The sequence below is a fragment of the Cyclobacterium plantarum genome (assembly GCF_011290685.1).
GTDB lineage: Bacteria > Bacteroidota > Bacteroidia > Cytophagales > Cyclobacteriaceae > Cyclobacterium > Cyclobacterium plantarum.
Map to the genome: position 1 here is coordinate 28044 of NZ_JAANYN010000009.1, position 13563 is coordinate 41606.

The window sequence follows — 13563 nt, forward strand, 5'->3', positions numbered from 1 at the left end:
CCTGCTTTACCTGGAGGCAATATGGGATTTTAACACCTTCCTTGGCTTTAGCCAAAACTTTATCCCCAAACCCTAATATCCCAATTTACAATTCAACCTGTGGATGGGGCAATTACCTATTGAGAGGACTAATGATTTGCTGGTGTTATTCCCAGCAATTTTGGCTAAAGCCTGGGATTGGAAATCTATAATTAGGAATGGGCTAAAGCCCACTCCTATTGAGGATTGTTCGGTTAATGACAGATCCATCATGATCCGGAACCAGCTTTACCTTTCATCAATTGCTTAAAAGCTGTAGACAATCGGATTATTGTCCGCATCCCTGGTTTTAGCCAAACCTAGATAACCTTACATTTGCCCGATCCAATAGTTTGGCCTAAAGCCCAGAAATTTTGATTGCTATTTTTTATGGAATGGGCTATTTCCTATTGAAGAGGGATCGCCCATTGATTTCGGCCCTAATTTGGAATCAGGGGTTTTTTGGTTCAATTGCCTCCTGCTTTAGCTGGAGGAAATATGGGATTTTAACACCTTCTTTGGCTTTAGCCAAAACTTTATCCCCAAAGCCTAAAATCCAATTTTACAGTTCAACCTGTGGATGGGGCAATTACCTATTGAGGGCTAATGATTTGCTGGTGTTAATCCCAGCAATTTTGGCTAAAGCCAGGGGATTGGAAATCTATAATTAGGAATGGGCTAAAGCCCAGAAATTTTGATTGCTATTTTTTATGGAATGGGCTATTTCCTATTGAGGAGGGATCGCCCATAGATTTCAGCCATAATTTGGAATCAGGGGTTTTTTGGTTCAATTGCCTCCTGCTTTAGCTGGAGGCAATGTTGAATTTATTGATATCTCCGGCTTTAGCCAAACAATTTATACCTAACAGCTAAAATCCCGATTTCACATTAAATGCTCTGCCTCCCTCATGAACAGAAAAAAACCAAAATGCTATTCGCTAATCGCCAACCTGACAAACCCCATTTCATCTTCCATTTTTTCATAAATCCATATCTTCCCATCCTTGGCAAAATGTCTCGCAGGTTTTTTTCTCAATTGGGGGACTAAAATTTCTCCCAGCATGTTTAAGTCCTTGTCAAATGCGGTTAAATACACCTTTGTTTCGCTCTCATTTTCCTCATAGGTAACCAATAAAATTATGGCGAGGTAACATTCATTCCATATCTCGTATTTGTTTTAAAATCAATCCAAGCTATTCTTATTCGCCACCCTGAGTTCCACCCGAAAAAGTCGGAAATAATCTCGCTCTTCTTCTTTATCCGGTTTTTCTTGCATCCATAGCTCATTATTTCTGAGCAACATGCTTTGAGGAATCAATCCCTCGGGCACAAAATCTCCAATGGTGTTGCCTAAAGTGTCTAAAACGGCTATCCTTTTGGCATATTTATTCAGCATTCTTTCCCGGAATAGTAGGTTTTCCTGCTGGGTTTTATTCTCGTTTTCCGCTTCCTTATCTGCATCCGAATACCCGGGGAAATAGGCGATCACAAAATACCCATCTACCTTCTTTATATTCAAAATATTGCCAGAAGTGAACATTAAGGTGTGATCTACGGAATTATCGATTGAACCCCTGAAATACCGGTAATCTGCCAGATCAAGTGGAATACTTGAAAGCAAAGAATAGGGTTTTTTTAAGCTGTAAACATAGATCACTGGTTCGGCTCCAAACACCACATATATCCGGTCATCGGCCAGTGTAAAAGAAGGTGCCCAGGAATCCCTAAAAAAGTATTTTCCACTTTTAAATATACTGCTTTCGGGAAATTGGATAAAGGGTTCCTTCTCTCCTGTTTCCGGATCCAGCCAATTCAATAATCTCATTTCATTGTAAGCCTCTATGCTACTGTAGTCGATATCCTGGGATCCCTGATCTACATATAAATATTTGCTTTTCCATTTTTCCATTCCAAATCCCATCGCCTTCCGTGTAAAATTTGGAACCCGAAATTCTTTCAGTTTTACCCGTGATTGAAGTTCTCCGGTAAAATCATAAGTCATAAAACCATTGTATCCGTAGGCCAGAAAAGTTTTGTCATCAAGTATTCTTAATGTTGACATCAACTTTCCATACCCATCGGGGACATCTCCCAATTTGGAGAAGGATGCGAGGATTTCTCCTTCAAAATCAGCCCCCATGATGTCTTCTGATGATTGCCTATGTTCCATAAACAGGATGGTACCTGACTTAGGGTCAAGGTCATGTACGGAGGGGTTTCCCAGGTAGTCAATCCGAATGCTGTCCAGTTTTTCAAAATACACGGCCGTATTTGAACCTTCGATTTCTTTATTACCGCCTTTATCCTTATTCCCAGAATCACAGGAAAACAACAAAAGGACAATCCAATAGGGATACAATAAACGAAGCATGGCTGGTGAATTTTTCACCATAGAAAAGGGATGGCTCATTTACACTACCTGGGATATGGTTTAAAAACGCTTTTTCAACTATTAATTTATTAATTAAAATTTTAAAATCAAACTTTTCTTATGGGTTAAATTAGATTTAAGATTTGCCGATCCGAAATTTGGGCTAAAGCCCGGGACCTTTAATTGCTAATTTTTTTTGAATGGGCTAAAGCCGCATTCCTATTGAGGAGATTTGGTTTTTGAATTATAGACAAAATTTGGAAACCAGATTCATTTAAATCAATTCTCTAATAGCTGAAGGCAATCTGGAATTTGCTATCATCCCAGGCATTAGCTAAATCTGGATTACCCTACACTTGTCTTTTCCCAAATTTGGCCTAAAGCCCATGAACATTGATTGCTATTTTTTATGGAATGGGCTATTTCCTATTGAAGAGGGATCGCCAATTGATTTCAGTTCTAATTTGGAATCAGGGTTCTTTTGGTTCAATTGCCTCCTGCTTTAGCTGGAGGCAATATGGGATTTTGACTCCTTCCTTGGCTTTAGCCAAAACTTTATCCCCAAACCATAAAATCCAAATTTACAGTTCAACCTGTGGATTGGGCATTTACGTATTGAGAGGACTAATGATTTGCTGGTGTTCTTCCCAGCAATTTTGGCTAAAGCCAGAGATTGGAAATCTATAATTAGGAATGGGCTAAAGCCCAATCCTATTGAGGTAGGTTTGGATTCCGGGAGTCTGCAAATTTATTTATAAGCCAAAATCAGGCTGCTATTTTGGAATCAGCATTCTTTTGGTTCAATTGCCTCCTGCTTTAGCTGGAGGCAATGTTGAATTTATCGATGTCCCCGGCTTTAGCCAAACCATTTATCCCTGAAAGCTCAAATCCCAATTTCACCATAAATGCTCCGCCTCTCAACTGGAATAGGTACAGGATAATGTAATGATTTCATTCACTTATGTCCAGCCTGATAAAGCCCAACTCATCATCCACATTCTGAAACACCCATAGCTTCCCATTTTTGGAAAAGTACTTTACATAGTCAGTACTCAATTCAGGAATAGCTGTTTCAGCAATTAAATTGAACGCTTCATCAAAAACGGAAACGTATACCACAACTTCTTTTATCTCCGGTAGAAATGCTCCTTCTTCCCGAATGTCTGAGAAAATCCTTTTTGCTGATAAACGCAGGTACCGTTTTTTTGCCTTATCCCACACCGGGGGGCCAAACCTTACCTGCTCCAAAAGCTTTTGATATTCCGTTTCAATATGATCATAGGAGCTAATGGTTGTTGTGCTAAGATCTCTGGCCCGCTCAGGAGTCATTTCAGGCTTATAATTAACCATTTTAATAAATTCTCCTATCAAATTAAACAGGTATAGTTCATTTGAAAATTGATGGCTCACCAGGACAAAATCATTTTCAAAACTCAGGTATACAATAGGATCCAGATAGGTGTAATCTTTCGGATCGTCCACCGTTAAGACGAAATGGTGATAGGACTTTTCGGAGTCTATATCGTATCGCTTAATAGAATTTTCACCAACCGACAATACATCAAGAAAGACATTCTTGTTTTTTCGGTCATAGTTTAACCCAAATACTTTCAAGTCTCTGAAATTAGTGGCAACCTCATTTTGAGGCGTTCCCGAATAATCCATTCCATTAGAATCAATGGCATTACCCCAGTCAATTCTTTCCACAAGGTCTCCATTCTTTGCGAATAAACCGGACCTACCGAAGGATTTAATAAAAATCAAACTGTCATTTAAAAAATTGATATAATTAACGTGCTCACCTGTTCCATTTGGTCCCTCGGTTTCCAAAGGGTAATTATTTGTAATTCTAAACTGATCAAGGTTTACCTCATCAATTGAATGATCAAACCCATTATATAAAAAGATAGCACTTTCGTCATCATTCAAATCTGAGTTCCATATACCTCTTTTCAAATCCAAAAGCCGATCCTTGGAATCAATAATGACAGTATCAACACTGTAAACAATTGATTCTACGCTAGCGGAGTCTTGCGATTTTCCACAGGAAAAACTTACTATAAGTAAAATGCCAAGGAAAATTCTGTTGTACATCGGATTTAAAGGTGTATATAATAAAAGTAAAGCAACATTCCCTAAACCTATTCATTTTAAGCACATAATGGAAGTAAAATGATTTAGTTTAACCATTTTTAACCCCAAATCATGGACAGATAAATTGGAATAGGCGATTCCCTATTTAATATTTATATCAATTACCTAATAGCTGTAGGCAATAATGAATTCGCCAGCATCCTTGGCTTTAGCCAAAACTTTATCTCCAAACCCTAAAATCCCAATTTACAATTCAACCTGTGGATGGGGCAATTACCTATTGAGAGGACTAATGATTTGCTGGTGTTATTCCCAGCAATTTTGGCTAAAGCCAGAGATTGGAAATCTATAATTAGGAATGGGCTAAAGCCCAATCATATTGAGGATTGTTCGGTTAATGACAGATCCATCATGATCCAGAACCAGCTTTATCTTTCATCAATTGCTTAAAAGCTGTAGACAATCGGATTGTTGTTCGCATTCCTGGCTTTAGCCAAACCTGGATTAGCCTACATTTGCCCGATCCAATAGTTTGGCCTAAAGCCCAGAAATTTTGATTGCTATTTTTTATGGAATGGGCTATTTCCTATTGAGGAAGGATCGCCCATAGATTTCAGCCCTAATTTGGAATCAGGGGTTTTTTGGTTCAATTGCCTCCTGCTTTAGCTGGAGGAAATATGGGATTTTAACACCTTCCTTGGCTTTAGCCAAAACTTTATCCCCAAACCCTAATATCCCAATTTACAATTCAACCTGTGGATGGGGCAATTACCTATTGAGAGGACTAATGATTTGCTGGTGTTATTCCCAGCAATTTTGGCTAAAGCCTGGGATTGGAAATCTATAATTAGGAATGGGCTAAAGCCCACTCCTATTGAGGATTGTTCGGTTAATGACAGATCCATCATGATCCGGAACCAGCTTTACCTTTCATCAATTGCTTAAAAGCTGTAGACAATCGGATTATTGTCCGCATCCCTGGTTTTAGCCAAACCTAGATAACCTTACATTTGTCCGATCCTATAGTTTGGCCTAAAGCCCAGAAATTTTGATTGCTATTTTTTATGGAATGGGCTATTTCCTATTGAGGAGGGATCGCCCATTGATTTCGGCCCTAATTTGGAATCAGGGGTTTTTTGGTTCAATTGCCTCCTGCTTTAGCTGGAGGAAATATGGGATTTTAACACCTTCCTTGGCTTTAGCCAAAACTTTATCCCCAAACCCTAATATCCCAATTTACAGTTCAACCTGTGGATGGGGCAATTACCTATTGAGAGGACTAATGATTTGCTGGTGTTATTCCCAGCAATTTTGGCTAAAGCCTGGGATTGGAAATCTATAATTAGGAATGGGCTAAAGCCCACTCCTATTGATGATTGTTCGGTTAATGACAGATCCATCATGATCCGGAACCAGCTTTACCTATCATCAATTGTTTAATAGCTGTAGGCAATCGGATTGTTGTTCGCATTCCTGGCTTTAGCCAAACCTGGATAACCTTACATTTGTCCGATCCTATAGTTTGGCCTAAAGCCCAGAAATTTTGATTGCTATTTTTTATGGAATGGGCTATTTCCTATTGAGGAGGGATCGCCCATTGATTTCGGCCCTAATTTGGAATCAGGGGTTTTTTGGTTCAATTGCCTCCGGCTTTAGCTGGAGGAAATATGGGATTTTGACTCCTTCCTTGGCTTTAGCCAAAACTTTATCCCCAAAGCCTAACATCCCAATTTACAGTTCAACCTGTGGATGGGGCAATTACCTATTGAGGGCTAATGATTTGCTGGTGTTAATCCCAGCAATTTTGGCTAAAGCCAGGGGATTGGAAATCTATAATTAGGAATGGGAAAAAGCCGCATTCCTATTGAGGGAAATTGAGATTGCGGGAGGTCCAAATTATTATGTATTAGCCAATACCTCCATTAAATTTAAAAATATAATTCCGGTCAAATATCCGACTTTAACTCATAAACCGAATAGGTGGAGTAGGTAGGTTCATCCTCTCCCCTATATTTGTCCCTCAGCAGAAATCGCTTGCCTGGCAAGGAAAGGACCTCAGAATGGGGCCCACAACCCGCTGGAAAGACAATCTCTTCCTTTTGTTGTACCCCATCCTGAAGAAGTATGAAATGGTACAATCCGGGATCCTTAAAAGGGAAATATTCCGGGTCATTGGCTTTTCTCGCCCCGGTGGCCGCCTCGGAAAGGCCTTCGAAATAAAGTACCCCGACGAGATCATCCTCAAAATTAAACAAGGCCTTATTTTTAGCATTATTAATAGCAGAAAAACGCCGATGCTCGAAATGGAGCATCTCTTGCAGCCCGAAATCCTGGTCCATATCGTAAACTCCAATAGTATTTGACCGATCGTAGGTCAGGTACAAGCGATTGGCTGCTCTGTCCAGCGCAAATACCTGTGTGGGCTTCTCCTGATCGGTTCCTGGATCTTCCATAATCTGGGGAAGCGACCCGGGATCTTTGGCTAAGCCCCATTCCAGGCTTTCTTTATTGGAATTGTAAAACTCGATCAGGTTATCAGAGGCGTTGCCTTCATTCATTCCACGCACAGCGTTATTTACACCAGAGAAAAAATTGGTAAAAAAATACGGCTTTAATTCATCCTCAAACCGGAAATAGGGAACTTTAAACCTCGGACCTGAATAAAATCTGATGAATACAGAAGGGGTAAATCGTGCCCTTTCTTCCACCTCCCAATCCGGGTTATACCACAAAAATTCACCTGAACTTTGTAGAAAATAGCCTCCTGCTTCCTGATTGAAGGAAGCTGCCAACAAACTGCTGTTGTACTCATTGGGACCCTCTCCTATCCGATAAACTGCTTCCAAAAGCTCACCTTTTCCATCCAACACTAAAAACTCCTCCGTAATTTGGTCATATGCCAGAAAACGATCTTCAATTGGGTGATAGTCAAGAATGGTAACCCTATTTTCTCGCGCTATACGGATGGAGTCCACCTTTTCCAGATAGTAGGTAGTACCTATACCCATTTCCTCTTCTGACTTACTGCTTGTATTACAGGAAATTAAGACTGGCATTGCCATAATGATAAAGACTCCCGTTATGTGTTTTTTCTTTAGCATGCTTATTGGTTTTAAAGATAGTTTTAATAAATATACACCTGATAAATAAGTTAAAAAATTGTTTTATCAGTTATTTTACTAAATTTTTATTATTTACTTTTAAACCCTGATTATTCATTAGGCTTCGTAGCAGCCTGTCCCGACCAAGGACGGGAAGGGCTTTAAACGCAGGAAAATCAGTCACTTTGGAGAGTGATGCGTAGCCACCCCTCGGTGAGCTCGAAAAGTGAAGCGAAGCAGCTGATTTTGTCCGCCGCAGCGGAAAGTCCACAGTAGATGTTCTCATGCATATTTCGGGTTAAACCTCAACCTTTTAAAAAGGGTCCCACAAGTTGAAAAAAGGCGAGAAATTGGACAATCGATTTGATCTTCCTGTGAAAAAGCTATAACCCACCTGACTTTAGAAAAGCAATCAGGTTGGCCATATCCTCCTCTGTCATCTGCTGCTCCAAACCATCCGGCATCAAAGAAAGCCCTGAATGGTGGATGGTTTCAATGTTAGCTCTTAAAATGGATTCATCGGTGCCGAAAGCTGTCCGAAGGGTGATACTGTTATCGGACTCGGCAGCTATCCATCCGGAGAGGGATTTCCCATCTTTGCTGCTGATGGAAACGGCCTGATAAGCCGGCAACACTTCATAATTGGGTACAAGGGTATGCAGCAGCAACGCATCCAGAGGTTGGTTTTTGACGCCGGTAAGGTCCGGCCCCACTTCTCCACCCTCTCCTGCATAGGTATGGCAGGAAGAACAGGTTTTGTCAAAAACCACCTTTCCCAGGCCAGGGTCAGCGGGAAGGTCCAGTACCTCAAGATATGCGTCATATACCGCCATCCGGCCTCCTGATTCCAACTCATTGAAAAGAAGAGCAGCTTTTTCCTTTACATTGTTATTTTTATCATTCATCAGGCGCTGTCTTGTCATGGAAGGAATCTCTGCCGGTTTCACTACATTTTCCTCAATGGCTGCAAATAACCAAAGCACTGTAGACCTTCTGGCTACCATTGCCGATATCACGGCAGATTTAACCCGGGGAGTATAGGCAGCCCAGGTTTCACCGGAGAGCAATAGGAGAGCAGCCCCGGGTTCATTTTGTCTGCCAAGTGACTTTACTGCCTCAAGTTGGATTTCCACCGGGTTTCCGGGCTTCAGCAGTTGCTTTAATTCATTTTTCACCCAGTCAAATGGGGGGAACCCCAGTAGGGCAGTGGCCACAACCCTGGATGCCAGGGATTCCTTTTCATCCAAAGCCCTTATGGCCACCTGGTCAATAAAGTCCCTTTTTGCTACCACCTGCAGGTCAGGGGAAGTAGCTGTTGCCAGGGCATAAAAAAGTCCATTTTCCGATAGTTGCACATCCCTTACTCCCAACCCGTTCAACAAGCCAAGGACCGTGGCCATCCTCCACCCTAGATCTCCTTCCGAAGTAACCATATCATGCAACAACTCACGGCAGTCGGAAATATCGGCCGCATTCCCAAATAATTCCCCCAGTTCCTGCATCATCAAAGGAAACGCCGGATAGGCCACGGGATCCATTTTTCGAAAACTTTGTAAAAAGGCGGACAGCTGACCCCCAACGCCACTCAATACAGCTGCCCTTGTCCATTGGTTCACCCCATCCCGGGCAGCTAACCCGGCGAGGGCATGAATGACTTTTTCTCCTTTCACCGATCCCAACTCCAAAGCGGAAAGGTACCTGACCCGGATATCCCCATCAGTAGTAGCAGCCATCAATAGTTGGATCAGATCCGGATATTTCCCCAAAAGTTTTCCTGATAGCAATACCGCCTGTTCCCTGACACCTGCTTCCTTATCCCTGATGGCCTCCTGAAGCAAGGGAATATCCAAAGCCTCCAGGCCATATAGAAGCCACAATGCTCTTGCCCTGCCTTCAGCCCTTTTGCCATTGGTAGCCATATTGCTCAGTAGGGGAACAGTACTTTTATCCGATCGCTCCAGTAGCAAGCGATGAGCAGTGGATCTTTCCCACTCTTCCTCTGAGGCCAATAAATTGACCAAATTCTGCTTGCCGGATAAGGATCCCATGAAATTTTTGCCAGGGTTGCGGTTTTGTATAAAATCTTTTTTTGTGATCCTGTAAATCCTGCCCTTGTCTTTACCACTTTCAAAATCCAGTCCTGCTCTGGCACTTTCCGGTACATAGGAGGGGTGATCGATCACTCTTCGATGCATATCGGCCAGATATAGTGCACCACCAGGCCCATGGGAAAGGAATACGGGGTTGAACCAACTGTCAGCCGATGCCAAAAACTCCCGGTTTTCATAGGCGGGCGAAGATCGGAAAGATACATTTTCAGGGCTGATGACTTGTCTTTGTACCAGGTTTTGGGCCGGTTCACATATAAAGGCATTGCCCAAATGTTCGTCTTTCAATGCAGTGCCATTATAAATTACCGGACCACAGGCAGAAGTAAATGTACCCTTATGGGAAAGCCCCATCAATTTTGGGATAAAGTCAGCAGTTGTTACGGACTGACTGATGGGATAGACTGTGGCCGCTGCTTCGGAGCTGGCAACATCCTGAATCGTCTGGTTAAACAGCAAATGTGGATTGCGTTCCAAATACCAGGGTTCCAGGACCACATGCTGCAAAGGATGCCTGTTGGATGTCCCGAAGCGACGGCCATAAGCATCAAATGCCAACCCAAATTGACTTTTGCCTCCTGTGGTCTGAAATTCCAGGGTTTCCGGATGAAAACGGCCATCCGAGGGCGAAAAAATAACGGTATCCCGTTCCGGATGCTCGGGAGAATATACCTTTCCACCATTCAGACCGCTGGTAATATAGATCCAGCCATCCATGCCCATTGTGGGGTGGCTGGTTCGGATCTGGGCGGTTTTGTCGGCATTGAAACCGGTGAGCACCACCTTTTTCTCATCGGCAATACCATCTCCATCGGTATCTTTAAGGTAGTAAATATCGGGAGCACAGGTAACAAAAACACCCCCTTTCCATACCATGATCCCATTGGGATAGGTGAGCCCCGTAGCAAATTCGGTCCTGTGGTCGTATTTGCCATCGCCATCCCGGTCCTCCAGCCTGGCAATTCTACCCAGATGGGTCGGCTTTCCTCCCTCAGCAGGGTCCGGATAACCCCTGTTTTCCGCCACATACAGCACACCATTCTCATCAAAAGCAAAGGCTGCCGGATCAATCACCAGGGGTTCTGCGGCAATTAATTCTATCCGCAAGCCCGGCTCCAACTGGAAACTGCCCATGGCTTCTTTGAGTGCAGCCGAATCGGGATACGTATACAAGGGGGAATTCACAGGAGCATCTTGCAATTCAAACACTACTTCTCCATTTTGGACCCCTTCCCTATTTTTGTTCTTACAAGCCCAAAAAATAATTAATGGAAGAAAGCCCAACAAAAAGCACCTCAAGAATAGATCTTTGATCATCGAAATCATATTACAATAATATCTTGAAAGGGAATCTCAGACTGGTTGCCATCAGCAAGCAGGTTTCGAAAAAACCCTTACTCATTTTTATAGAATGGGACTGAGGTCCACCCTTCTCACCAACATTTCCGCAGCCTCGGATTGGATCTGGATTTTTCCTCTTCTGGGTTTTACTTCCAGGGCCTTGTTCACCAAAACCCCATTCAGGTAAACCGCGATTTCTCCGTCCAAAACATGGCATTCCAATGTATTCCACTCGCCTACCGGATTTTCCACATCATTGACTCCTCTAAAGTCAATTTCATCCTTCCATTCAGGGTCCCTTCCAAACCAGTTGACCCTTCCGCCATGAACGGTTATCGGGTCCCCATCAGGTTGGTAAACGAAGGCTCCGCCCACTTTTTCTGGGGCTACCGGACAGGTAATCGCAAACTGCTCCGTGCCGTCTCCCACCACAATAAAATCACCCGTACCACCTTCGATGATCTGGCATTCGATGGAATTCATCCAGGTACCCGAATAGTTTCCATCCTTACCCTGGGAATGAAGCAAAACCCCGCTGTCCCTGGCTTTCTCCAGTCGGGGCTCGTGGGTTCCTCCACCCCATTTAAACTCCACCACCAATTTATAGTCCTCAAATTCTTCTTCAGTGGTGATACAGCCCCACTCCTCCCCGGAAATGTGAATGATGCCGTCTTTTACTGTGAAAACTTCTTTAGGGTCATTATTTTTCCCTCTATCTTTCAGAAAGGTATACCAACCCTTCAGGTTTTGGCCATTGAATAATTTTACTGTTTCACCCAAATCCAGTTCATCGGCATTCAGGGGTTGGGAATACCTGGATGTAGCAGGGGATGATTTTAATTGCCCCAGCAAATCCAGGAGGTTATCTAAAACTTTAATGGAAGCCTCCTTTTCCAGGTAACTGGACCTGGCCCTCCAGGTTTCATAGCCACCCAGGGCATGGTGTTCTGGAGTAGGCAGGTACCCATGATACCCATTGGCCAGGGAGACGCTAAAAGTCTGGTCAAAGGGGCTCTTCTCTTTGATCTCCAAACCAATCTCTACAAAAACCTCACAGGGGATAGCTGTGATGGCCAATTCCCCCAACCGGATGGCCTGCAGAAGGATATTTTCCCGCTCCGGATAATCATTTATCAATATGGTCTCTCTGGCATAGATTTCCTCCCGAGTAAGCATTTGGGGACCTTTGGCATCGGATATGATCTTTTCTGCCCTTTGCAATTCCTCAGCTGAAGGCTTCCTTACCCCAAGGGAAATTTCCTTTTGAGCAACAGCCAACGGTACCCAATCCTTATATTCGATGTTTTGATAAACCTTAAAGGCCTCGGCTGCGATGGTGTTGGCCACTATTTCCATTTTGGCATATGGGGGCATGGGTTTGGGTGCCTCTCCTCCAAAATTGATATTATTGATATCTCCACTTGTGCCGTTGGACATCATCCCCACAAAGGGAGGATCCTGATGGTCTGCTCCTATCATTTGTTTGATTTTTTCAGCGAATATCCCAAAATAATCTGCAGATATTTCTCCATTTCCTGTCCCCCCTACATAATGCAAGGAGTAGTTGGCCATTATCGCAAGCGGACGGCCATCAGCAGACTGAATAGCAATTACCGGGAGTCGAGGGTCTACGGGTCCGGCAGGTTCCAGCAAATCAGGATTCCCTATCCCGGGGTTCATCTTCACCTGATCCTCCCCTCCAAAGGGATTGGACCTATCAGCTCCTGACTTCATTTTCCACCTTCGGTTAAACACCTGGCTGGATTCATGACCAAAACCCCAGCCGATTCTTGCCGGCTCAAGGTTATTGTTGGCCCGGATAATGGCATCGGCAGCCCGTTCCTCCAAAAATGCCAGGTATGCCGAATCCGGATCACTCTGAAATACAGAACAGGCCGTTCCTCCGGAATGGGTATGGGTAGCTGAGATCAACATGTTTTCAACAGGAATAGCGGTAAACTCATGGGCCCTCAACTTGGCCTTATCGATGGTCTCTCTGTAGGCCATGCATAGATCCAGGGTGACGATGGCCAGTTTAGTAATCCCATCATCCAACACCAGGCTTCGCGCATGGGTATCGTCATGGACATGAAGTACTGACCGGTCCTGGAAGCCTCCATTGATGGAAGTACCTATTTTAGGCGTTATGCTACTCATCGCAGCTCCTGCCCGGAAAACTTTTATGGCGGGGTTTTTCTCCTGCCCAGCCTGCTGCCCATATGTTTCCAAATTAAATGAGGCCAGCAGAAAGCCGATGATAAAAATTAAACCTGGTCCCAAAATTGGAAAAGGAACTGAAAATTTAAAAAAATCAGCTTGTTCGTTTATGGTGGGTTTTCTATGCTGCTTCATTATTTTCCATTAAAGGTTTACCGCTAAATATCCGTTACAATATAGCAATCAATTCTGCGCTATGCTATACCCGCCCGAACTTCGTAGGAGGATGTTCTGACTTCATCAACCAGATTCAATTCATTCTTATTAGCAAGGTAAAATAATTGAGTAAGGTTTTTTCTGAAACATATACTTC

6 protein-coding genes are annotated in these 13563 nt (G+C 43.2%); all 6 read right to left on the reverse strand.

The annotated features are described in order from the left end of the window. Positions 1-949 precede the first annotated feature (949 nt). The 6 genes from G9Q97_RS18855 to G9Q97_RS18880 all read right to left on the reverse strand — a co-directional run bounded on the left by G9Q97_RS18855 (position 950) and on the right by G9Q97_RS18880 (position 13385). Positions 950-1150, reverse strand: coding sequence for a hypothetical protein (locus G9Q97_RS18855; protein ID WP_166149699.1), 201 nt, complete (start codon positions 1148-1150; stop codon positions 950-952). A gap of 51 nt (positions 1151-1201) precedes the next feature. Continuing rightward, positions 1202-2389, reverse strand: a complete 1188-nt coding sequence (locus tag G9Q97_RS18860; protein WP_246255785.1) for a hypothetical protein — start codon at positions 2387-2389, stop codon at positions 1202-1204. Between the two features lie 951 nt (positions 2390-3340). Further along, entirely contained in the window at positions 3341-4483 is a 1143-nt protein-coding gene (locus tag G9Q97_RS18865) for a DUF4221 family protein (protein WP_166149701.1), read from the reverse strand. Positions 4484-6429: 1946 nt separating this feature from the next. Then, positions 6430-7584, reverse strand: coding sequence for a hypothetical protein (locus G9Q97_RS18870; RefSeq protein ID WP_166149703.1), 1155 nt, complete (start codon positions 7582-7584; stop codon positions 6430-6432). Positions 7585-7967: 383 nt separating this feature from the next. Next, entirely contained in the window at positions 7968-10901 is a 2934-nt protein-coding gene (locus G9Q97_RS18875) for a PVC-type heme-binding CxxCH protein (RefSeq protein WP_166149705.1), read from the reverse strand. A gap of 195 nt (positions 10902-11096) precedes the next feature. Next, positions 11097-13385: a family 16 glycoside hydrolase gene (locus G9Q97_RS18880; protein ID WP_222852029.1), complete on the reverse strand. Its 2289-nt coding sequence runs from the start codon at positions 13383-13385 to the stop codon at positions 11097-11099. Between the last annotated feature and the right edge of the window lie 178 nt (positions 13386-13563).